We start from the raw sequence: 20,721 nt of genomic DNA, 5'->3' as shown, positions 1-20,721 counted from the left end.
TTTCATATCATGAAGAAGAACGTTTTATACAGCATTATTGCAGCAATCGTAGGGCTGCTGGCCGGGTATCTGATTTTCGGGGATACTTCCGATGGGGCTTCGGCCGAGGAACACGACCACGGCCAGGAAATGGCATCGGGCCAGATGTGGACCTGCTCCATGCACCCACAGATCATGCAGCCAGAACCGGGCGATTGCCCCATTTGTGCCATGGATCTGATCCCTGCCGCCTCCAGCGATGACGGGCTGGCCAAAGATCAGTTTAAAATGACGGAAAACGCCATGGCTTTGGCCGATATACAAACCACCGTGGTGGGCAGTGGATCAGTGGGGAGCAATTCGCTAAAGCTTTCAGGAAAAATAGCTGAAAATGTGGATGAAATGGCCACCCAACCGGCACATTTTAATGGGCGGATCGATAAGCTGTTCATCAAGACCCTGGGCGAAAAGGTCCATATGGGTCAGGCCATAGCCCAGATTTATTCTCCTGAACTGGTCGCGGCCCAGCAAGAATTGATCACGGCCTATCGGTTGAAGGATTCCCAACCCGAACTCTACGCAGCGGTCAGGAACAAGTTTAGGAACTGGAAGATCCCCGATTCGCAACTGTCCCAAATAGAGGCCTCGGGCAAGGTACAAACGGCCTTTACCATATATGCCCATGTTTCCGGGGTGGTCAGCGAAATCATGGTCTCCGAAGGGGCCCACATTGCCGATGGCCATCCCATTTTCAAAGTAGCCGACTTAAGGACGGTCTGGGCGGTTTTTGATGCCTACGAGAACCAAGTGGGGCGCCTAAAGAAAGGGGAGGAAATCGATATGGTGTTAAACTCCTATCCCGATAAAAAATACAAAGCCAAGATTTCCTTCATCAATCCTGTGCTAAATTCAGCTACCAGGACGATCGAAGTCAGGGCCGTATTGAAGAATAGCGAAGGACAGTTAAAACCCGGTATGTTCGTAGCGGGTACCTTGGCGGTGGCTCCCGATACGGCAACGACTACCCTGATCATTCCGGAAAGTGCCGTTCTTTGGACGGGTAAAAGGTCGGTGGTCTACGTGAAGGTAGATGCCGATGAACCTACCTTTGAAATGCGGGAAGTAAGCCTGGGCGATGCCCTTGATGGGGGGTATAGCATAGTGTCTGGCTTGGAAAACGGGGATGAAATTGTGACGCACGGCACCTTTACCGTGGATGCCGCGGCACAACTGAAGGGTAAAAAATCCATGATGAACAAGGAAGGTGGGCAAACGACGACCGGTCATGAAGGGCATGAAGGTGTGGAATAGATTCCTCGCAGGCCCGGTATTTGGATATTCTTTAAAAATCCGCCAAAGATGTATTTAAAATTTGCCAGGGATTTATTTTAAATCTGCCAGAGATAGGGTTTGAATCTGCCAGAGATAGGGTTTGAACCTCTCAAAGATGTGCTTTGGGTCTTTTAGAGATGTGCTTTGGACCTCTTAAAGATGTGTTTTGCACCTCTCAAAGATATGCTTTGTATTCCCTGGATATGTATTTTAGGAAAGCTGCAGCTTTGTGTTTTTTGTTTTTTGAGGAGGACTAATTCCCAGGAAATTTCTATGTAAAACATAAATTGTAGAAATCCATTTTTTGGTTCAAGAAAAAAGCCACAACTTTGACCGTGGTCTTTTCTCATCATAGTACGTTAGTAATTCCAGGGTATTCGGATATGATTATCCCGATACGGCATGTTATACCCCACTAAAATGATTCCTTACCTATGAATGATATCCTTATCATCATTTTAGTTTTAGGGCTTTACTTTTCTCCTGTATTTTATCAGTTGATAATTGTCATCAGGGAAAGTAAAAAAGGTAATAAAATTCCGCTTAGGAAATTCAAGAGAATTATGAAATATAGTTTTCTAATACTCCTCCCACTTGTCATCGCCTTTTCCATTCTTACCCGTGTAAATTTTCTAGATTACGAAAGTCCAATTACTTATGATAGAGTAGATCAAATAACATTTGAAAATTTCAGGGGACTTGAATTCTTTAAAAAATCATTGTATGGAAATAAACGCTTTGCCTATGTAGTCACAACTATAGAAAGCGAAATCAAAGACGATTCGGTACGTGTCAGGGCATTGTTCCACCCATCCAGGTCTTTTGTTTATAATTCACATTCAAACAGCAAGGAATTGCTTAGTCATGAAGTATACCATTTCAAAATCACCGAACTATACTCGAGAAAGGCAAAAAAGAAAATCGCTGACCTACAAGGACCACTTAAAAATGAAATTCAGGAAATCATAGACCATACTTGGTTGGAAGAACGACAATTTCAAAGCAAATATGACTACGACACCTTCCACAGCTATGTTTTTAGGGAACAAAAAAAATATGAAAGAACTGTGGATAGTTTATTAAATTTATTTGCTGAATACGAAAAACCAAAAGTCCAAATTAATGACTAAAACAAAAATCATAATTCAAGTAGTCATCTGTCTATTAATAGTAAGCTGCAAGACCGAAGAACACAAATTTCCTATTGAAAAGAGGTTCTGGAGCATCGAGGACTATGAAAAAGTTACTCTTGAATTGAACTACGGCTATGAAAATGATGAAAAACTGCCATCACTAGATGATCCCACGACCAGGATAATCGTTGAAAAACTGACCGACCATCAAAATTATAAAGTGGTATTGGACGATGAGGAGTTGGGCTTAAAACATAGAAATGGGGTTGCCTCCGGCTTCTTTAAACAATGGAAGGAAATGCATGATATTTACCAATCGCGAGATGTGCAGGACAACTATTTGTACGGTAAGGAAATGCTCAAAGTATGGCATTTTGGACTAGGCCTTCAGCTAAAATATTTTAAACTGGGAAATGATGAGATCCTGGCAAGTTCCGATGACCCAAATTCCATCCGGGTAAAAAATAACCTTAATTCCAACGTTAACACCCTAATCAGCAACTTCAACATTTACCTGGATGAAATAAACGATGAAAATGCATTTTCCGAGGACGGACGGAAGTTACTTGCCGCAGGAATTGATACCTACTTTACTGAACTGGTCGAACTGAATCCTGACGCGAACTTTGCACCTTTGGAGCGAAAAATTGACCTAATGCTCAAAAAGAGCAAATCTGATGCTATAAAGACAGCATTAATCAAGGTCCAGGCATTGATCAAATCAAAGAAACCCACGGTATAGTTGATTAAACAGGGCACCGGGACACTGCTTGAGCCAATGCATTAAAGTGATTGATAATCTTCATTATCAGCTTTACTGGATGGTACCTATACATCATGTATGCACGCTCATCAATCAGGTAGGTGTCAGACCCACGTTGTACCCTTATTTTGTATGTCTGGAAGCAGGACTACAACCTCCAGTTGCGGGGACAGGGCGCATTGTGTACTTTCCATCCATTATAATCGCTAACAAATAGTAATGAACAAGCGCTTGACCAAAGTTTAATGCTCCGCAAGCATGGATGTCCACCAAAGGCGGACCAATGCAATCCAAAGCAGTGGGCCACAGCGATAAAGCTGTGGCTTTTTTTACGTGCTGGTGTACCGCATAGATTCTTCGCTGGCCCTAAATGACACTATACACCCTTTTGTCCGTTCGAGCGCAGTCGAGAACTCCTTAGGAGTCGTTGTAAGACATCTCGACTGCGCTCGATGTGACATTTTCGTGTAGTGCAGGTCGGCATTTAATAGATTCTCTGCTTCCCGCTTGCTTCGGGCACGGCATTCTGAATGGCACTATATTCTATTCCCCTTTGTCATTCCGAGCCTGCGAGGAATCTCCAGTACGACTAGCAAGCGATATTTCGCCCCCATAACAAAGGGAAAACCCTTCCGATCAATTATCTTTATTCAATATGCAAAGGATTCGCCCTAAGCACTGGTTTGCACCCTTTAAAAACAACAGCAAAAAACATAAATGTCCGTCTATCAAAAACTATTCGAACTAGGTTCAAAATACGTAGGGAAGGGCAAGCTTTTCAAAGTTGGCTTTAACCTATCGCCCATGTACCGGCGCAGCACGGCCAGGGTGGTCCATGTATCCAAGGATCTGATGCAGGTGAGCATAAAACTTCCACTTAGTTATAAGAACAAAAATTATGTGAACTCCATTTTTGGGGGCAGTATGTTTTCGGCCGTAGACCCCATTCCCATGGTGCAACTGATCAATGTTTTAGGGGACGACTACGTGGTCTGGGACAAATCTGCCCAGATTTTCTTTAAACGCCCGGCAAGGGAACACCTCTATGCGGACTTTACCTATACCCCGGACGAATTGGACAGCATCCGGAAACGCGTGGCCCAGGAAACCGAAATAGAGATCTTAAAGACCACCTTACTTACGGACAAGACCAGGACCAAGGTGTATTGTGAAGTACGGAAAACAATCTATATTGCGGATAAGGCCTATTACAAAAAGAAAAGACAAAAATCCAAAAGCAGTAGTTGATAAAGACTACGATGCGCATAAGACTATGGGCAGCAATTAAAACCAGGCAAATGAGTTTAGAAAAGAACAAGGAAAATGCCATAGCCTTCTACAAAATGGCCTATGAAGGGAATCCCAAGGAAGCCATAGCCAAGTATGTGGGCGAGGAATATATTCAGCATAACCCGGACGTGGCCGATGGCATCCAGGGATTTATCGATTATTTTGAACGAATGCAAAGGGAATATCCGGACAAATCCATCGCATTCGTTCGCTGTATTGCCGAAGGAGACTTGGTAGCACTACATACGCACCAAATATGGCCTGGAAATGATGAATATATCACTATGGACTTTTTTCGTTTTGATGAAAACGGGAAAATATGCGAGCACTGGGATTCCATCCAACAGATTCCCGAACGTTCTGCAAATCCAAATACGATGTACTGATAGGAAACAACCGCTATCCACGATATGGACAAGCAAGCCAATAAACGAAAGTACAATATAACTGACCAGGGCATTTGGGATAGCATATTCTCCGAGGTTCCGGAAGCATGGACGCGGACCGCACCCTCGGAATCCATGCGGGATTGCCTGGACCATTTTAAGGAACACCGGGTGCAAACCGTGCTGGACCTTGGTTGCGGTATCGGTATTTGGGCCCTGTTCCTCAGTAAAGCGGGGGTAAAAGTGACCGGGTTCGACTTCTCCCAAAAGGCGATAGATTTTGCCCAGGACTGGGCCAAAAAAGAAGGGCAAGAGGTTGTTTTTAGCTGCGCACCTTTGACCGACCATCCTTTTCAAAACCAAAGTTTCGACGGGATTTTGGCAGCCAAGATCCTGGACAATATCAGCTCCGAAGAACTCAACATCGTCAAGCAGCAGATCAACGCCCAATTAAACCCCAACGGCATCCTCTACGCCCTCTTTAACCCCTATATGGCCCAAGATCAGCTTGCCATCCTAAAGAAGAGCGATAACCCAACAAAGGGAATAACCTCCATCAATTTCAAGGATCGGGAGTTGGAACAACTCTTCCCGGAATATCATTTGCTGCAATTTAAACGGTACGAACATGGCTTTAGGGGCCTGGTCTGGCAGAAAAACCACTGACAAATGCCATAGTTTGAAAATCTTGTGCTACAAACTTTAAAAATATTACCTTTAAATCAGCCCAATTTCGAGTATACAAAGAAATCAAGGTCCAACCTTAAGTAAACCTCATGAAAACGATTATTAAGAGTCTTATTTTGCTACTGTCCGTAGTAGTGATCCTCAGCTGTAAACAACAAAAAAAGGAGCTTCCAAAAACGAAAAAGACCGAAGAGACAGTAAAGAAAAAGCGTCCGGTAGCCCTAGAAAATGGTAAATTCTTTGAGGTCGATGGAAAAAAAATGCTGTACGGCGGAGAAAAGGATGACCAGCATTTTGATATTACTGGATATGAACTCAAAGATGGCCAATTTCATTATGGGATAGGCCGGGAAAAGTTTCCTGCCCTACTTGAACCGGAGTTCACTTCGGTACGGCAGGCCGATTCCATTTGGGCGGACAGTACCAGATTTTTAGTAGCGTATTCCGGAAAGGAGGTAAAAGCATATTCCGTGAAGGATCTTACCCGACACGAAGTGGTCAATGATGTTTTAGATGGAAAACCCATCATGGCCGTCTACTGCATTCTAGCCGATTTGGGAGCAATCTATGAACGGCAATACGGTGATGAGGAATTGACCTTTGCCTTAAGCGGTTATACCTACTATGACAAGGAGGTGTGGAACGGGCTTGACGGATTTGTACTGTGGGACAGGGAAACAGAAAGCCTATGGTGGCCGCTTATCGGAAAGGCGGTTTCCGGACGGCTTAAGGGTGTTGCCCTTTTGGAAATGGACGAAGCCCATTGGATAGATACCACATGGGAAGAGGTCAAAGCCTCATATCCCAATGTCCAGGTACTCATATCGGGTCAGGACTATGAAAGACCATCGCATTGGAAAAAACTGGAGGATGTTTCATCCATTACGGAAAATTATTCCATGGACCCATAGAAGTTGTTTACCAACAATGACCATAAGTTAGCTTGGCCGGTTCTTTGGCCCAAAAGAAACCCATTTTGACCCTGCTTGGATTTAGCTGGCAAATTCCAAGCCATGCCGGGGCCCAACTATTGTTTTTAACAGGACAAAATCTGAATGGCTGTAGCATACGACAATTATTATAAGACAGAAAATCTGTTCGGGGAACCCTATCCCGAGTTGATCGCCTTTTTTTCCAAATTCGCAAAGAAAGGAAAGGTGTTGGATCTGGGCTGTGGCCAGGGACGAGATGCCATACCGCTGGCCCGGATGGGCTTTGACGTCGTAGGAATTGACAACTCCAAAGTAGGTATAGCGCAAATGAACCGGATGGCCAAAACCGAAAATTTGACATTGAGGGGAATTGTTTCGGATATATATATGTTCCATGATTATATCAACTACGATTATGTGCTATTGGACAGTATGTTCCATTTCGAGAAAAAAGACCTGAAAAAAGAAACGGGACTTATAAAAAATATCCTGTCAAAGATCAAAAAGGGTTGCCTGGTGGTATTCTGCATTCAGGATACCGGAAAGAAAGTGACCATTTTGAACGACACGATCAATACCCAGGAAGGACATAAAAGAATTGCCGATGAGAAATTCCCATACGTCTACAAAGATGACGAGAGCGGACATAGCTCCACAACGAAGTACAGCATGATCGTAGTTGAAAAATAAGATGGGTCAGAACCATAGGGTATAAGAAGGCGGCACAACAATGACGACAAATGAAATCTTAACACAAACGGACCATCGTCCTTGGCAACTTCCCAATCAAAAGTGGAAATTTTACCAAGAATGGAATCGCGCCATTTTTCTACATTGGCAGACCGACGTGCAGGAACTGCAAAAATTTATCCCCAAGGAATTGGAAATTGATCTTTATGACGGCAAACCTTGGATTTCCGTGGTCGCCTTTTCCATGGAAAAAATTAGACCGAAATACCTCCCTCCCTTTTCGCCAATTTCAAATTTTGATGAAATCAATATCCGATCCTATGTGAAACACAAGGGCAAAGCGGGGGTCTATTTCCTGAGCATCGAGGGCGGTAAGCGTGCTTCCTGTGCCATTGCCAAAGGAATATCCGGACTGCCATACCGCTTTTCCAAAATGCATCGGGAAAATGGCCTTTACCGATCGTCCAATGCCGTGTTTCAAGACCAATTGGCCATAAGCTATGAACTTTCCGATGGGAAAACTGATAAAACCGAATTGGATGCCTGGTTAACGGAACGATATGCGTTGTTCCAAGATGCGAGCGATGGCATAAATGCCTTTGAAATTCATCATGTTCCATGGCCTACAAACGCCATTGAGCTTAAAAACTTGAACGTCGATTACAAACGATTTGATGCCTTGCTAAAAGGGAATCCGGCCAAGGTCCATTACTCGGAAGGCGTTCAGGTGTTGGCCTGGGGAAAGCATACATACAAATGGGGTTAAACACCGCGCTATCCACCATTACGGCAAAAATTTTATACCTTTAAATGGCTTTCTTTTAGGCCCGCCCTTGGGGTGTCATTAATCAAAGAACGAGAACATGAAATACAAATCAAAAGTAATGGGCATAGTGCTGATCGCACTGTGTTTATCCGTTGTAGGGTACGGCCAGGATTCGTGGTCCCCTGAGCAAAAAGAAATCGTGGATGTCATAAGTCGCTTATCGGCAACCACCGCTCCCGGGGGTGGCGGTGCCGAGGCTTACGGAGACTTACTGGCCGATGATTTCAGTAGATGGACCATTGGCAGTGAGGTCACCAACAAAAAGGAAAAGTGGATCGAGGGCATTGCGGAATGGTTTGCCGATGGGTGGCGTGTTTCGGACCGAAAACAGCAATACCTTGAAATTTTGGTCCTGGATTCCCTTGCGCACACCCGTAGAATTGTCACCGAAACCTATTTAGGTCCAAAAGGGGACACCTCTACCTCAAAAGCGGCCCTTTCGGAAATCTGGATCAAAAGGAACGGCAAATGGTTACTTTATAGGGTGAATATTCATCCCATGGATAGTAAATAAGAACCCCCCGCATGCTTTTTGCTATAATGAAAAGAATACAGGGGGTATTTTTTGTCCTTTTTGAGCCATTAGAAATCCCGGTAGGGCGACTCCAAATACTGATTGGCCTCTTCCTCCGAAAAGCGTGCCGTACTGTTATCCCAGTGCAGCGTTTTGTTCGGGAAACGTCCGGCTATCACTCCTAAAAGAATAGTTTCGGTCAAACGGGAGGCATAGGAAAACGGTGCGGAACACTCCTCCCTGCCAAAGCACGCCTCCACAAACTGGTGGTAGTGTTTTTTTCCTTCGGTCGCATAATCTCTTTTCGGAGTTCCCAAATTAAAGGACTCAACATCCATTTCCTGGTACTTTCCATCTACGATCAACTTTGGCAATTTAAGGAAGTGGGGCAGGTACAGTCTGCCTTTTTCACCCATAAACATAGCACCCTGATCATGGAGCGCTTCACCGTCCGGCAATTTCAGGTCCTTATGGCTTTTTGGTGCACCAGGCCCGTCATACCACACCCATTTGAGGGTTTCCGCGGTATGTTTGGTCCCTGGGAATTCATAGGTAACAATGTTGTTCTCCGGATACCCAAAGCCCGTGGGCTTCCTGCATTCATTTTTAATGGTACGGGGAACATCGAGTTCCAAGGCGTTATAGGGGGTATCAAAAATATGAACGCCCATATCCCCAAGCGTACCACAGCCGTAATCCATTAATTTTCTCCAGTTTCCTGGATGGTAGACCCCTTCCTTATACGGACGTTCCGCAGAGGTGCCCAACCAAAGGTTCCAATCCAAGTGTTCTGGTACGGGATCGCTACCTTCCGGCGCTTTTCCATCGTAACCCCAGTTTTTGGGCGACCAGGCCCGTACGGTATGTACTTTGCCAATAATCCCGGATTGTATCAAAAGCGTGGCCAGTTTATAATCGTAAAAGGAATGCACCTGGATACCCATTTGGGTCACCAGATTTTTCTCCTTGGCCAACTTGGTCATCGCCCTTGCTTCGGACACATGGTGTGTCAAAGGTTTCTGGCAATACACCGGTTTATCCATATTCATGGCCATTACGGATGCAGGCGCATGTGTATGGTCTGGTGTGGATACGATTACCGCATCAATGTCGTTGCCCATTTCATTCAGCATGGTTCTGTAATCGGCAAACACCTTGGCGGTAGGGTGCAATTTATGTGCGGCAGCCAGATTATTGGCGTCCACATCGCATAAGGCAACAACATCCACCAGTTTATGGGAAGAAATCGCCTCCAGATCCTCCACACCCTGAAACCCCAAACCGATATGCGCGGTTCGCAGGCGGTTGTGGAAATTTGTTCTGGCCAACAAGGAAGGTGCCATCGCAATCCCCAAAGCGCCCAAGCTACTTTTTTTAATAAAATCCCTTTTGTTCATTTTCTTGGTATTTTGAATTATAATTTTTTGATTTTGATGTTTTTGAACCATATGGGACTGGCATGGTCCTGCAATCCTATGAAGCCCGTTTTATACTTGCCGTAATCTTCGCTATTTTTCCATTTCTCCGAGTTCTTTCTTTCGTACCAGTCCTCGGACCAGGGTACAAAAGATAGGACTTTTTTGCCATTGAGCCAGTGCTCTACCTTTTCAGGGGTGAACACGATTTTGGAAGAGTTCCATTCACCTATGGGGTTCAGTATTTTTCCATTGGGGTCTGCTGCGTGCATGGCATAGTCCGACCCGGTCTGCTGCAAAGGTTTTAGCTCGCCCGGATTTTCCGTATATCCCAGGCTTTTGTTGTATTCGGTAAGATCGTGTATCCTGGCATAATTGACATCATCGATCAATTGATATTCGGGAGACACTTCGGGAGGGCTTTTATGCCCTTCCTTGAGGTGATAAAAAATACCGCTGTTTCCGCCTTCGGGAAGTTTCCATTCCAAATACAGCTCAAAATTGTCGAACTCCTCGGCACCATAGATGATATCCTTTCCACCCTCGTAATCCTGCTCCAACCCCAATTCGGTGTCAAAGGTCAACGCACCGTCCCTGGCCACCCAGCCGGGAGGTAGGGCATCCCCATTATAGGCTCGCCAGCCTTCTGTACTTTTGCCATCGAACAGGACGATCCAGTCATCCGATTCCGTCACCGATTTTGTATCGGCCTCCGTTGCCGGGTCCGCTTTTTTGGGTTCTGTTTTACAGGCATACATGCTAACTGCAAGCGCTAAAAATAAAATCTTTCTGATCATTTGTATCGGATTTATTGAGTAAACGTTAATGTATTGTTTCAAGCGGTGCCATGGTTCTATCATCCATACTGCCTTGCCTCATTTGATCTTTCCAATAGACCTTGCGTAAGGTCCTGCCCTCATTTTCACTCTAAACCTAGAACTAAATTTCGGGAATTTTTAAACAAAGAAAGAAGCAACCGCATAAAAAGTGGGGTACTAAATGGGGTAATGGAATAAAAAAACATTTTTAAGGCACGCAATGGGGTAGACCTGTGACCCCGTCTGCCCAAAAATAAACCCTATGCATTACCTTTACTATTTAACCCAACCCAAGAAAAAGTTCAGGGGGCAAACCTTGTACGAACAATTGAACAAAAATGTCAAAACAGTTTTTTGAGCATATTAACCGGTTTATAACGATTACCGAGGAGGATTTTAGGGAGATTCTTCCCTTCTTTGATCCACATACCTTAAACAAAAAGGAAATGGTTGTGGAAGCGGGCACCCTAAGCAATTCCAATCATTTTGTTTTGGACGGATGTCTTCAAATGTTCTATTTAAACGATAGGGGAGCGGAACGAACGGTTCAATTCGCCATTGAAAACTGGTGGATGGCCGATTATCTGGCGTACCACCATCGGATCGTAACTGATTTCGCCATTCAGGCTGTTGAGGACACCCAAATACTATCGATTACCTATGATAAGCAAGTGCAACTGTTATCTTTTTTTCCAGCCCTTGAAAAATATTTTAGAATCATTTACGAAATTTCGTACGGCGCTTCCCTAATGCGGATGAAATATATTTACGATCTTACCAAAGAGGAAATGTACTTTCATTTTACCGAGCAGTTCCCTGAATTTGCCCAAAGGGTACCTCAATATTTGATTGCTTCCTTTTTGGGCCTTACGCCCGAATATGTTAGTGAAATTAGAGCTAAGAAACGTTCTTAAACCAGTTTAAGTTTTTTCTGCCTGTCCACCCATAGTTTTACGTCAACTTAAAAACGTACAAAAATGGACAAGAGAATTCAAATTGATGCAGCAGAACCCTTGGCGTACAAAGCCATGTTTGCCTTGGAGGGTTATTTACAGCAGGGCCAATTGAGCAAGATGCATAAGGATCTTATTAAAATTAGAGTCTCCCAAATAAACGGATGTGCCTTTTGTATTGACATGCATACCAAGGAGGCCCTGAAAAATGGCGAAGACCAACAACGTCTTTTTTTACTCGATGCATGGCGACACACCGATATGTTTACGGAAGAGGAAAAAACGCTACTGCAAATTACGGAGGAAGTGACCTTGATACACCTCAACGGATTGACCGTTGAAACCTATCAAAAGGCGATTGAACATTTTGATGCCAACTATTTTTCGCAGATCATCATGGCCATAACAACCATTAATGCTTGGAACAGGATCGCCATTAGCACACATAAACCTATTGGCAACTGACGTACCTTTATAAAAACAAGATTTCAAATGACGGCATCCGCGGCGTATAGACTCTGGAACCAGTACGATCAGCTAGGGGATTTGATCCATGGACTGTCTGCTGCGTTCATCAAGAAAAGACATGAGACCGAAAAATGGTCGATCCATGAAAACATAGCACATTTGGGGCGCTATCATGAAGTTTTTTCGGATAGGGTGGACCGCATTTTGAAAAATACGGAATCCCATTTTGAACGATACAGTGCAGAAGCAGACCCCTATTTTATGAAATGGGCGGATCTGGATACCGCTGTAATTGTCCAAAGGACCAAATTGCTTAGAAATGACATGGCACAACACCTCACCGCTCTAAAGGAAAGCCAAGAAAAAAAGGTAGGAACACACCCTAAATTTGGTGAATTGACCCTATTGGACTGGACGGAGTTCTTTCTGCTGCACGAGGCGCACCATTTTTACACCATTTTTCGTTTGATCAAGGCCTATAGCACATAATCATAGTCTTTGGAAGTGTTGTTTCTCCCTGTTGGGTATTCCTTTTTGGGCGGAAGTTCCTATTTACTGACGTATTCCTTGGTTTTTCCGGCTTTTGTAAATACCAATACCAGTTTGCCTTTGCTGTTGTAATAATTTTTGATCAGCTTCCAGCCCGCATTTTCGGCGGATTGTACCAAGCACTTGAGTACATCCCCATTATGCAGGTCCAATTTGGGTTCTTGTGCCATTAGGCCTAAGGAAAACAATAGCAGGACGGCCAGGTTTAGTTGTTTCATATCTTTGTTTTTGGTTTGGACTTTATACCCATACGGCGCTGTTGGCGTTCCATAAGGGCCATGTCTACTACAAAAAGAATAAAGGAAACGGCAATAAAAAAGTGGGATGTAACAGGCGGGCAACTAGGGCAACAAGTGGGAAAAGATAAAGGTATCTACTTACCTAATTTGATCTTGTGACGTATTTTTGGATAACAATATAGGATGATCTTGGAAGTACCTAAAACTTCAAAAGTAAAATCGAGCGCTTGCCCCCGGCACTGAACTGGGACGGGCATCCAGGTATGCTTTTATCATAAAAAAAGCCTTAACCGCATGGCCAAGGCTTTCGTATACGTTTTAAGTATTCCCCTTATCTTCTTATAATCTCGGAAGCATCGGACAATCTAAGCTCGCGGATTACCGCATCACCCTTGAAACTCAAGGTACTGGCTCCGGAAGCCCTTATATCTATGGTATCCGTTACGGTTAGAAAGGCCTCACTTGCGCCTGACAGCTCGATCCTCAGCCGTGTTACTACCAAATCATCATCACGAAGGTCGCTACTGCCCGATAAATCGGCATCCAAATGGTCAGCGCTACCAAAAATATCGGCCCTGGAAGCCCCACTGGTGCGTAATCGTAGGCGTTCCGTATCTACCTCTCCCTCAAAACCGGATGCTCCCGAAAGCCTAAGGGCGATGTCGGGGGTCACCAATGCATTTTCCAAGGTGATGTTGGAGGCTCCTGAAGCCTCAAAACGTTCAATGTTTTTGGTGGTGATATAAACGTTCAAGGTCACATTTCCCCGGAGGTTGGTGTTACGGTCCAATCTAACGATCAATAGATCTCCTTCCTTGCTGACACTAATTCTATCCTGAACATTCCTGTTGGCTTCCACCTCTATCCGTTCTTCCGTATCCGAAAAGGTCACAAAGGCATTAAACGCGTTTGACACGCGGAGGCCCGAATAATCCGTAAAACCAACCTCCCTGGTCGTGACCTCATCGGAGACTCGTACGGTCTCAAAATCGCACGAAAACAGCAAGCTGCATACCACGATTAGGCTTATATATGTTAATCTTGTTTTCATTTTGATTTCAACTGTTTGATTGTTGCAGTAAATTCTTCCGTAGTTCCATAACCGGTATCCATTGAAAATTTACCGGGAACCATTCCTCATCTTCCATACCCGTCTCCAGGGATATCACATTATTCTTCTTTAAGAAGACGGTATTCCCTTCTGAAAAAACGGCTTGTGTAGGTATTCCCCTAACTTCCAAATCCTTGTTGTCCTTGTTTTTATTTTCCATTGTTTATATTCTTTTTATACCTATTTCTACCCATATTGAATATCCCCACCTTAATGCCGATACCTGCGGAAAAACCACTGATCCGGGTCAAAGGGCCCGGACTTAGGCCTATTCTACTGGCAAACCGATAGCGCACCCCAGCTTCCAACTGCAAAAAGCGGGAAACATTGAACAAGGCGTTCAGCCCTGGCTCTACCACAAAAAAGGCGTCGGACACGTCCGGGTCGCCATCAAAATCATCATCAAAGACCCTATCCCCATCTATATAGGCCACGCCTCCGGCGCCTATTAAAATGGGTACGGAAAGGTTTACTCTGGATTTGCTAAAAAAAATGGGTTCCAGATGTAGTCCGCCATAGCCCCCGGCGACATCCTCGTTGTTGGAAAAAACAAAATCCCTAAAATTTTGTTGCGAATAAAATACGACACCGGCCCAGCCCACCTCAAATTGCTGATTGGCCACATAGGCCATTTTTATTCCTGCCAAATAAGTCTCCTTGCCATCAACTTCACCTATATGGGTGGTTATCCCAAGGTAGACTCCGTGTACCACGTTCTTGCGGTCATTGAATTCCAGATAATCATCAGGTTCCTGGGCCCATGCCAGGAAGCTTGAACCAAAAATGAGAAGCAGGAACGTTAGTATTTGCTGTTTCATGTGTAGTGTGTTTTTTTGATTGATACTCTAATAGACAAGCTACCTCCCAAAAAGTTGCATGTCCCTGAAGTTTTTTTTGATATTTTTTCGAAGGGCCCATCTTCATTGGATTATCCCAGTTTATGTACATTAAAAATCAGCGGGGTCAGTTCTCATTGAGCAGTACCACGCCCTTTTTCCCGTTTATGGAAATCTGCCCTGTTGGATTACTCCCATAGGTGGCCTGGATCTTCCGTATCCTTTTGCCCTTATCCAATACCTTGCTGTCCACATTTTCAAAAGATTTTGGAATCCGCACCAGTCCTTGCTCCAAGGTGGCATCGAACCGAAAAGCAAAATCGGAGATAAAGAGATTTATTTCGGACGATTCCTGTTTCAAATCTATAATTGTCTCTGGGCCGTGGATATGGGCTACTTTAAAATCGGTCACCTTCAATGTTAACCTGGCGTAGGCATCAATGGCCTCCAGGTCTATGGTGCTGAAGCGAATATCGCCCCTGATCCTTTCTACTTCCTCTATGCGGATATCGTCCTTACTGGAATACACTTCCAAGAGCGCAGCCTTCCCCATAACCACATTGCTACCACTGCTATTGAGTCGTAAATCTTTGGAGGCATCCATATGTACACCGCCATTTTTTACGCGGATATTCCCATAGTTGATAGCCCTTGCCCGAAGTTTTCCATACTTCAATGCGACATCTGCATTGTTCAGGTCTTCATTGATCCAAATATCCCCATGCTGCAGATCAACATTTAATTTTCCCTTCCAATCCTCTATGACCACATCGCCAAATTTGTTGGTAATGTCCATCTCGGCATGTATCGGTAGGTACACGGTATAGTCTATCTGTATGTTGCTTTTATCAAAATCAAAGGGATTGGCCTTATTAAAATAGCGCGAAAAGATACTGCTGCTGCGCTCCGCGATTTCCAGGCCGATGCCTACAAAATCCTCTGACTTCTCAAAAATGGGATTGATGCGATCCAATAATTTTTGGGCATTTTCCAATTTCCTGTGATTGGCAGAAATATTAACGGTGACCGCCACCGAATTTTTCTCCCAGCCCGTTACCGTGATATCGCCGTAGCTGTTGTCCAGTTGTAACTCCCCACTGTTGGTAAGCGTGTAGGTGCGCTCAATTTTTTTGGACACTTTTTCCTGAGCAAAAAGTGTATGGCAACATGCCAGCGCAATCGCCAGCAGCAGCGACTTGCTATAAAATGTATACATTCTCATCATTCGGTTTTTTTGACTCGTTAATTTGCCTCAACAGATTTTCTATCAATTCTATGCGCTTCTTGTAATTGCTTACAATGGCCTCCAGAATCCGTTCATTATCCAGGTTTTTTTGCATTTCTATCCTCAAGGTCTCGTACTCAGCGTCTAGCTCGTCCATAAACTCTAGAAATTCCGCTTTCTCCTCCTGGGACAATTTTGGATGGTCCTGTACCAATTTTACCTGATACGAGACCAAGTTCCGGTAGTAACTATCTATATCCTGCAATTCCTTGTTCACCACCGTGGTTGTGCCCTCAAAGTTCCCCCAAGAACCCATGGCCAGGCCAATGACCGTAAAAAGTCCGAGCACGATAAAGATCCCAGCGGCTACCCGCCATTTGGCGGACCTCCAAAGTGGTATCGTTTTGGGTTTTGGCGCGTCTAAGCGGGAGGCGATATCGGCCCAAATTTTTGTCCTATCGGGCCTGTGCTGATCAAATGCCGATTGGTTATCCCGTATGTGTTTTTCAAATTCGTCCATCATAACGTATTTACAATTTCGATGAGTTTCTTTTTGGCCCTGTGGTACTGCGATTTTGAAGTGGACGTTGAAATATCCAGTACTTCGGCTATTTCCACATGATCGTATCCTTCTAGCAGGTACAGGCTTATAATCTGTCTATATCCCGAGGGCAATAGGGAGATTCCTTTATTTATCTTCTGAATATCCATAGTTTTCGGTTTCTCTTCGGGCTCGTCCTTAATATGGTATACGTGCTTTTCCAAGGAGGTAGCCGGCACCCTTTTCAGTTTGGAATAATTGATGCTCTTGTTGATTACGATCCTTTTTAACCAAGAACCAAAAGTGCTTTCGTACCTAAAGGAATCGAGCTTTTTAAAGGCTTCCACAAAACTGTCCTGCACCACATCTTCCGCATCTTCCTTAATTCCCAGCATACGCATACTGATGTTGTACATAGCATCTATGTAGAGCTCGTACAGTTGGTACTGCGAATTTCGATCACCAGCCTTGCTTTTTTCCACAAGGTCGCTGTGAGTGTATACGATGTTGGACTCCAATTCCTTTTTAAACGTATTTGTTATGGGCCTAAAAGTACTTCTAAATTCATTTACTATAAGAGACAATTCGGAATTGCAAAGGTTGCAGCAAGGGAAAATAAACGGGATTATTCAGCCTTCCCTACATCCTATGCATCTCCAGTGGGTTACTGAAAGGTGTAGGATTCCCGTACCACCTGTGATACCCTAAAATAGCCGTTGGCATAGTTCTCCTCATTGTCCACATTAATGCAATTACCCCTAAGGGCAACAGGCGTGGTGCTAAAGAGTCCCGCTCCCTCGGACTGTTCTATTAGTATGCGTACATAGTTGTGATAGGCTTCCGAGATTCCCAGGAGTTCTACGTCCACGATATCGCCCCGGGCAAATTCCTCCGTATTGGTGTCCTCATCTTCCTCTTTTTCATAGTACCAACTGATTTCATTGCCATTTACGAACTCGTCGTCCAGTTCTTCCAGTTCAGGGAGCAGATCTCCCCTTTCCTGAAATTTGAAGAGATAAAAGTTCTTTTCATCTGCCGGGTCGGTGAAAATGACGTTCACCTCCAGAACCTCATCATCAAAACCATCTTCGGTAGACTGGATAAGCTCCGTAATGTCCGTTACGGGCATTAGGGTTTCCGTTGCCCTGTACGTTTCCCCATTGTAAAGTACCTCCAAAGTATAGGCCTGGTTGAGCACGGGAATAAAATCCTGAGTGGTGTATTCCCCGTTATTTTGGTCCGAAAAAACAAATTGTGCGGCAGAGGTGTTGTTGGTCACCACTACCGAGGCCCCCGTTACCGCCGTATTGGTCGTGGTATCGAAGAAAGGGGTGGAAGTGCTCAATTTTATGGTCTGTGCGTTGCCTTGAGTGCCTTTTTCCCAATCCAGGGAGGCTTCAATGGTCAAACGGGCCGGTGCCGTCTGTACATCCACGTCGATTACATCCTCACAAGAGGAAAGGAACAGTATAAAAAGAGGTATGGCGATTCTAAAATATGTCTTCATTGCAATTAAAATTTAAAGTTATAGGTGATAGAGGGCACAATACCGAAGATGGCGGTCCTTGTGGCCTCATTGGCGCCGGTTTCCACATTTTGACCAAAGGAAATGGAAGCCGCATTTTTTTGATTGTAAACATTATAGAGGCCAAAGACCCATTCTCCCTTCCAACGTTTATCGGGTCTTCTATTGGGCCTGTAGGTGGCCGAAAGATCAAGTCTGTGGTAGGCTGGCAATCGATCGGAATTCCTATCCGAAAAGCTGGCTATGGAGAGGCCTTCGTATTGGTATTGCCCATTGGGGTAGGTCACCGGTCTACCGGTCTGGAAGACCAAATTGGTCCCAAGGGTCCATTTGTCGTTGAGTTGATAGGCCCCCGTAAGGGAAAAATCGTGCGTCCGGTCAAAGGGCGTATTGTACCAGTCCCCATTGCTGATCCCAGGGCCGCCCGCGCTACCGCCTGGGGTTCGCTGTTCGGATTTGGACAGGGTGTAAGCAAGCCATCCGGTAAATTTGCCTTCGTTCTTCCGCAACAAAAACTCCAGCCCGTAAGCCCGGGACTCGCCTTTTAGGATTTCGGTCTCAATGGTATTGTTCCCGATAAGGTCAGAGCCATCAATATAATCGATTCTATTGTCTACCGTTTTGTAATAGGCCTCAACTTCCAGGGAATAGCTTTTGTTCATGAAATCCCTGAAATACCCAAGCGCGTATTGATCTGCCAACTGTGGTTCTATAAAGGGTCCACTGGGCGTCCATACATCCAAAGGAGTGATGGAGGTGGTGTTGGACAAGAGGTGAATGTACTGTGCCACCCTGGAATACCCGGCCTTTATGGAGGCCGATTCGTTCAATTGGTAGGCCAGGGAGGCCCTGGGTTCCAAATTCCCAAAACTGCTAATGGTCTCCCTCTTTCCAAAATTGGTCTCCCCTACGGCCGTACCACGCTCATAGATGCCCAAAGTGCTGTTGTATACCACGGGCTGGTTATTGGCATAGTTGGTAATGGGTTGTTCCCCAAAGCGGTGAAATGCGCTGTAGCGAAGCCCGTACTGAAGCGTTAGTTTATCCGTGAGCTTGTGTTCCGCGTTCAGGTACAGACCGCTTTCAAAAGCCCTTTTTCTGTCCAGCGACAGGGGATTGATGGCCGAGGTTTCCGAAGTAGGCCGTATTTGGCCGGGGTCAAAATCGTAATAGATGCCGCTCAATCCGAAATCGAGCTTAAACTTATCGCTGACATAATATTTAAGGTCGTACTTAAGGTTGTAATTACTGATGGATGAGATCCAGTCGAACTGTTCAATGGTGATGCCCAGGTCATAGTCGTATTTGCTGTAGATCAGGGACAGGTTGGAGAACAGGCGATCGTTAAAAATATGGTTCCACCGGAAATTTCCGGACAAGTTGCCATAGCTACTGTCAAAACTATCCCCAAAATTAAAGGCGTCCCGTCCAAAATAGGCTGAAAGGAACAGCCTGTTTTTCTTGTCGAGCTCGTAGTTGGTCTTCAGGTTAAGGTCATAAAAATTAGCACTGTTCTTCTCCCCTGCAGCCTTTAGCAAGAGGTGCGCATAAGAACCCCGGCCCGCAACCAAAAAGGAGCCTTTATCATTGAACATCGGGCCTTCCGCGGCCAATCTGCTCGAAATGATCCCAACACCGCCCGTAAGGGCAAAGTTTTTACTGTTCCCGTCCTTTTGGCGGATGTCCAACACGGAGGAAGCCCTCCCACCAAAACGGGCGGGGATGCCCCCCTTGTACAATTTAATGTCCTTAATGGCATCGGCATTGAAAATGGAAAAAAAGCCAAGTAAATGGGAGGTGTTATAGATAATGGCCTCATCCAGCAGCACCAGATTTTGATCGGCCGCCCCTCCCCTGATATTGAATCCGCTAGATCCTTCCCCGTTGTTGGTCACTCCCGGCAGCAATTGGATGGATTTAATGATATCTACTTCCCCCAGTACCACGGGCATTTGTTTTACCGTTTTGATGTTCAACTTGGAAACGCTCATCTCGGGTTTTTTAAGGCTGATGCGTTCGGGTTCCTCAGCGGTAACCGTAATTTCATCCAAGCGGGTGGCAAATTCCTCGATTTCAACATTTATTTTCTGATTGGCTTCCAATACAATTTCACGGCTGATTTCCCCATAGCCCACATAGGAAATGACCAGGGTATAGTTCCCTTTTGGAGCGGTAAGGGAATAGAAGCCGTATTCATTGGTCACCACACCTATGTTTGTTCCTTTGAACAGCACCGTGGCACCGAAGAGCGTTTCCCCTGTACTGGCCTCTTTTACTGTGCCGCTAAGGGTGTAATCCTGAGCGAAGGAGGTCAGGGTCAACAGAAGCATAAGGAACACTGAATTTTTCGTTTTTTGATCGTTCATTCTAAATTTTCTTGATTTATGACTGCTTTTAAAGATTCAAGTACTACTGACAGTCAAAAGCGGCAAGGGTTGCATGCAAGAACCAAGGAAGTTTTGGCTTGACTTCCGTCAAACCCTCCTGTGTCCTGATATCCAAAACCTTA

The 20,721-nt window shown here is 44.9% G+C and carries 24 protein-coding genes; 13 read left to right on the top strand and 11 right to left on the bottom strand.

The genetic code is table 11. The features are described from left to right. The first annotated feature begins 9 nt into the window (after positions 1 to 9). The 10 genes from ACRD67_RS04635 to ACRD67_RS04590 all read left to right on the top strand — a co-directional run bounded on the left by ACRD67_RS04635 (position 10) and on the right by ACRD67_RS04590 (position 8,532). Positions 10 to 1,290 carry an efflux RND transporter periplasmic adaptor subunit gene (locus ACRD67_RS04635; RefSeq protein ID WP_430965870.1) on the top strand — a complete coding sequence of 427 codons (1,281 nt, stop codon included), beginning with the start codon at positions 10 to 12 and terminating at the stop codon, positions 1,288 to 1,290. A gap of 455 nt (positions 1,291 to 1,745) precedes the next feature. Next, complete coding sequence (locus ACRD67_RS04630; RefSeq protein WP_430965869.1) at positions 1,746 to 2,441, top strand: hypothetical protein; 696 nt, start codon at positions 1,746 to 1,748, stop codon at positions 2,439 to 2,441. Then, complete coding sequence (locus ACRD67_RS04625; RefSeq protein ID WP_430965868.1) at positions 2,434 to 3,186, top strand: hypothetical protein; 753 nt, start codon at positions 2,434 to 2,436, stop codon at positions 3,184 to 3,186. The genes ACRD67_RS04630 and ACRD67_RS04625 overlap by 8 nt, the downstream gene beginning before the upstream one ends. Positions 3,187 to 3,924: 738 nt before the next feature. Further along, positions 3,925 to 4,455 carry a DUF4442 domain-containing protein gene (locus ACRD67_RS04620; RefSeq protein ID WP_430965867.1) on the top strand — a complete coding sequence of 177 codons (531 nt, stop codon included), beginning with the start codon at positions 3,925 to 3,927 and terminating at the stop codon, positions 4,453 to 4,455. Positions 4,456 to 4,505: 50 nt separating this feature from the next. Continuing rightward, entirely contained in the window at positions 4,506 to 4,883 is a 378-nt protein-coding gene (locus ACRD67_RS04615) for a nuclear transport factor 2 family protein (RefSeq protein WP_430965866.1), read from the top strand. 24 nt (positions 4,884 to 4,907) lie between these two features. Next, positions 4,908 to 5,549, top strand: a complete 642-nt coding sequence (locus ACRD67_RS04610; RefSeq protein WP_430965865.1) for a class I SAM-dependent methyltransferase — start codon at positions 4,908 to 4,910, stop codon at positions 5,547 to 5,549. Between the two features lie 110 nt (positions 5,550 to 5,659). Then, positions 5,660 to 6,481 (top strand): DUF3179 domain-containing (seleno)protein, encoded by an 822-nt coding sequence (locus tag ACRD67_RS04605; protein ID WP_430965864.1) that lies wholly within the window; start codon positions 5,660 to 5,662, stop codon positions 6,479 to 6,481. 144 nt (positions 6,482 to 6,625) lie between these two features. Continuing rightward, a complete protein-coding gene (locus ACRD67_RS04600; protein ID WP_430965863.1) occupies positions 6,626 to 7,192 on the top strand; it encodes a class I SAM-dependent methyltransferase in 567 nt (188 codons plus the stop codon). Positions 7,193 to 7,232: 40 nt separating this feature from the next. Continuing rightward, entirely contained in the window at positions 7,233 to 7,958 is a 726-nt protein-coding gene (locus tag ACRD67_RS04595) for a YqjF family protein (RefSeq protein WP_430965862.1), read from the top strand. A 97-nt stretch (positions 7,959 to 8,055) separates the two neighbouring features. After that, positions 8,056 to 8,532 carry a nuclear transport factor 2 family protein gene (locus tag ACRD67_RS04590; protein WP_430965861.1) on the top strand — a complete coding sequence of 159 codons (477 nt, stop codon included), beginning with the start codon at positions 8,056 to 8,058 and terminating at the stop codon, positions 8,530 to 8,532. Between the two features lie 68 nt (positions 8,533 to 8,600). Here ACRD67_RS04590 and ACRD67_RS04585 read toward each other — a convergent pair whose 3' ends face one another. Together ACRD67_RS04585 and ACRD67_RS04580 are read right to left on the bottom strand one after the other, a co-directional pair. After that, entirely contained in the window at positions 8,601 to 9,929 is a 1,329-nt protein-coding gene (locus ACRD67_RS04585; protein ID WP_430965860.1) for a Gfo/Idh/MocA family protein, read from the bottom strand. Between the two features lie 17 nt (positions 9,930 to 9,946). Further along, on the bottom strand, positions 9,947 to 10,744 hold the full coding sequence (locus tag ACRD67_RS04580) for a 3-keto-disaccharide hydrolase (RefSeq protein ID WP_430965859.1): 798 nt from the start codon (positions 10,742 to 10,744) through the stop codon (positions 9,947 to 9,949). 359 nt (positions 10,745 to 11,103) lie between these two features. On the opposite strand from ACRD67_RS04580, the gene ACRD67_RS04575 reads away from it, so the two are divergent. From ACRD67_RS04575 to ACRD67_RS04565, 3 genes are all read left to right on the top strand, one after another. Continuing rightward, positions 11,104 to 11,679 carry a Crp/Fnr family transcriptional regulator gene (locus ACRD67_RS04575; RefSeq protein WP_430965858.1) on the top strand — a complete coding sequence of 192 codons (576 nt, stop codon included), beginning with the start codon at positions 11,104 to 11,106 and terminating at the stop codon, positions 11,677 to 11,679. A 63-nt stretch (positions 11,680 to 11,742) separates the two neighbouring features. Beyond that, positions 11,743 to 12,183: a carboxymuconolactone decarboxylase family protein gene (locus ACRD67_RS04570; protein ID WP_430965857.1), complete on the top strand. Its 441-nt coding sequence runs from the start codon at positions 11,743 to 11,745 to the stop codon at positions 12,181 to 12,183. 27 nt (positions 12,184 to 12,210) lie between these two features. Next, positions 12,211 to 12,675 (top strand): DinB family protein, encoded by a 465-nt coding sequence (locus tag ACRD67_RS04565; RefSeq protein WP_430965856.1) that lies wholly within the window; start codon positions 12,211 to 12,213, stop codon positions 12,673 to 12,675. A gap of 59 nt (positions 12,676 to 12,734) precedes the next feature. On the opposite strand, the gene ACRD67_RS04560 is transcribed toward ACRD67_RS04565, so the two are convergent. The 9 genes from ACRD67_RS04560 to ACRD67_RS04520 form a co-directional block, all read right to left on the bottom strand. Beyond that, complete coding sequence (locus ACRD67_RS04560; protein WP_430965855.1) at positions 12,735 to 12,953, bottom strand: hypothetical protein; 219 nt, start codon at positions 12,951 to 12,953, stop codon at positions 12,735 to 12,737. A gap of 352 nt (positions 12,954 to 13,305) precedes the next feature. Beyond that, positions 13,306 to 14,025, bottom strand: a complete 720-nt coding sequence (locus ACRD67_RS04555; RefSeq protein ID WP_430965854.1) for a head GIN domain-containing protein — start codon at positions 14,023 to 14,025, stop codon at positions 13,306 to 13,308. Between the two features lie 7 nt (positions 14,026 to 14,032). Then, positions 14,033 to 14,245, bottom strand: a complete 213-nt coding sequence (locus ACRD67_RS04550; RefSeq protein WP_430965853.1) for a hypothetical protein — start codon at positions 14,243 to 14,245, stop codon at positions 14,033 to 14,035. Continuing rightward, positions 14,235 to 14,903, bottom strand: a complete 669-nt coding sequence (locus tag ACRD67_RS04545) for a hypothetical protein (protein ID WP_430965852.1) — start codon at positions 14,901 to 14,903, stop codon at positions 14,235 to 14,237. Before ACRD67_RS04545 ends, ACRD67_RS04550 begins: the two co-directional genes overlap by 11 nt. 145 nt (positions 14,904 to 15,048) lie before the next feature. After that, the gene (locus ACRD67_RS04540) at positions 15,049 to 16,137 is read right to left on the bottom strand and encodes a DUF4097 family beta strand repeat-containing protein (protein ID WP_430965851.1); all 1,089 of its coding nucleotides are present in this window, start codon (positions 16,135 to 16,137) and stop codon (positions 15,049 to 15,051) included. After that, positions 16,121 to 16,669, bottom strand: a complete 549-nt coding sequence (locus ACRD67_RS04535) for a hypothetical protein (protein WP_430965850.1) — start codon at positions 16,667 to 16,669, stop codon at positions 16,121 to 16,123. The genes ACRD67_RS04540 and ACRD67_RS04535 overlap by 17 nt, the downstream gene beginning before the upstream one ends. Further along, a complete protein-coding gene (locus ACRD67_RS04530; RefSeq protein WP_430965849.1) occupies positions 16,666 to 17,271 on the bottom strand; it encodes an RNA polymerase sigma factor in 606 nt (201 codons plus the stop codon). Before ACRD67_RS04530 ends, ACRD67_RS04535 begins: the two co-directional genes overlap by 4 nt. An 80-nt stretch (positions 17,272 to 17,351) precedes the next feature. Further along, complete coding sequence (locus tag ACRD67_RS04525; protein ID WP_430965848.1) at positions 17,352 to 18,194, bottom strand: DUF4249 family protein; 843 nt, start codon at positions 18,192 to 18,194, stop codon at positions 17,352 to 17,354. Positions 18,195 to 18,199: 5 nt separating this feature from the next. Beyond that, on the bottom strand, positions 18,200 to 20,578 hold the full coding sequence (locus ACRD67_RS04520; RefSeq protein ID WP_430965847.1) for a TonB-dependent receptor: 2,379 nt from the start codon (positions 20,576 to 20,578) through the stop codon (positions 18,200 to 18,202). Positions 20,579 to 20,721: the final 143 nt, after the last annotated feature.

The organism is Eudoraea algarum (genome assembly GCF_050589645.1).
Lineage (GTDB): Bacteria > Bacteroidota > Bacteroidia > Flavobacteriales > Flavobacteriaceae > JBNGOQ01.
This window is presented reverse-complemented; position numbering and strand designations above follow the sequence as displayed.

Bases quoted from the DNA above. Each gene is read 5' to 3' on its own strand.
- ACRD67_RS04635 (WP_430965870.1), top strand. From the start codon at position 10: ATGAAGAAGAACGTTTTATACAGCATTATTGCAGCAATCGTAGGGCTG.
- ACRD67_RS04630 (WP_430965869.1), top strand. From the start codon at position 1,746: ATGAATGATATCCTTATCATCATTTTAGTTTTAGGGCTTTACTTTTCT.
- ACRD67_RS04625 (WP_430965868.1), top strand. From the start codon at position 2,434: ATGACTAAAACAAAAATCATAATTCAAGTAGTCATCTGTCTATTAATA.
- ACRD67_RS04620 (WP_430965867.1), top strand. From the start codon at position 3,925: ATGTCCGTCTATCAAAAACTATTCGAACTAGGTTCAAAATACGTAGGG.
- ACRD67_RS04615 (WP_430965866.1), top strand. From the start codon at position 4,506: ATGAGTTTAGAAAAGAACAAGGAAAATGCCATAGCCTTCTACAAAATG.
- ACRD67_RS04610 (WP_430965865.1), top strand. From the start codon at position 4,908: ATGGACAAGCAAGCCAATAAACGAAAGTACAATATAACTGACCAGGGC.
- ACRD67_RS04605 (WP_430965864.1), top strand. From the start codon at position 5,660: ATGAAAACGATTATTAAGAGTCTTATTTTGCTACTGTCCGTAGTAGTG.
- ACRD67_RS04600 (WP_430965863.1), top strand. From the start codon at position 6,626: ATGGCTGTAGCATACGACAATTATTATAAGACAGAAAATCTGTTCGGG.
- ACRD67_RS04595 (WP_430965862.1), top strand. From the start codon at position 7,233: ATGACGACAAATGAAATCTTAACACAAACGGACCATCGTCCTTGGCAA.
- ACRD67_RS04590 (WP_430965861.1), top strand. From the start codon at position 8,056: ATGAAATACAAATCAAAAGTAATGGGCATAGTGCTGATCGCACTGTGT.
- ACRD67_RS04585 (WP_430965860.1), bottom strand. From the start codon at position 9,929: ATGAACAAAAGGGATTTTATTAAAAAAAGTAGCTTGGGCGCTTTGGGG.
- ACRD67_RS04580 (WP_430965859.1), bottom strand. From the start codon at position 10,744: ATGATCAGAAAGATTTTATTTTTAGCGCTTGCAGTTAGCATGTATGCC.
- ACRD67_RS04575 (WP_430965858.1), top strand. From the start codon at position 11,104: ATGTCAAAACAGTTTTTTGAGCATATTAACCGGTTTATAACGATTACC.
- ACRD67_RS04570 (WP_430965857.1), top strand. From the start codon at position 11,743: ATGGACAAGAGAATTCAAATTGATGCAGCAGAACCCTTGGCGTACAAA.
- ACRD67_RS04565 (WP_430965856.1), top strand. From the start codon at position 12,211: ATGACGGCATCCGCGGCGTATAGACTCTGGAACCAGTACGATCAGCTA.
- ACRD67_RS04560 (WP_430965855.1), bottom strand. From the start codon at position 12,953: ATGAAACAACTAAACCTGGCCGTCCTGCTATTGTTTTCCTTAGGCCTA.
- ACRD67_RS04555 (WP_430965854.1), bottom strand. From the start codon at position 14,025: ATGAAAACAAGATTAACATATATAAGCCTAATCGTGGTATGCAGCTTG.
- ACRD67_RS04550 (WP_430965853.1), bottom strand. From the start codon at position 14,245: ATGGAAAATAAAAACAAGGACAACAAGGATTTGGAAGTTAGGGGAATA.
- ACRD67_RS04545 (WP_430965852.1), bottom strand. From the start codon at position 14,903: ATGAAACAGCAAATACTAACGTTCCTGCTTCTCATTTTTGGTTCAAGC.
- ACRD67_RS04540 (WP_430965851.1), bottom strand. From the start codon at position 16,137: ATGTATACATTTTATAGCAAGTCGCTGCTGCTGGCGATTGCGCTGGCA.
- ACRD67_RS04535 (WP_430965850.1), bottom strand. From the start codon at position 16,669: ATGATGGACGAATTTGAAAAACACATACGGGATAACCAATCGGCATTT.
- ACRD67_RS04525 (WP_430965848.1), bottom strand. From the start codon at position 18,194: ATGAAGACATATTTTAGAATCGCCATACCTCTTTTTATACTGTTCCTT.
- ACRD67_RS04520 (WP_430965847.1), bottom strand. From the start codon at position 20,578: ATGAACGATCAAAAAACGAAAAATTCAGTGTTCCTTATGCTTCTGTTG.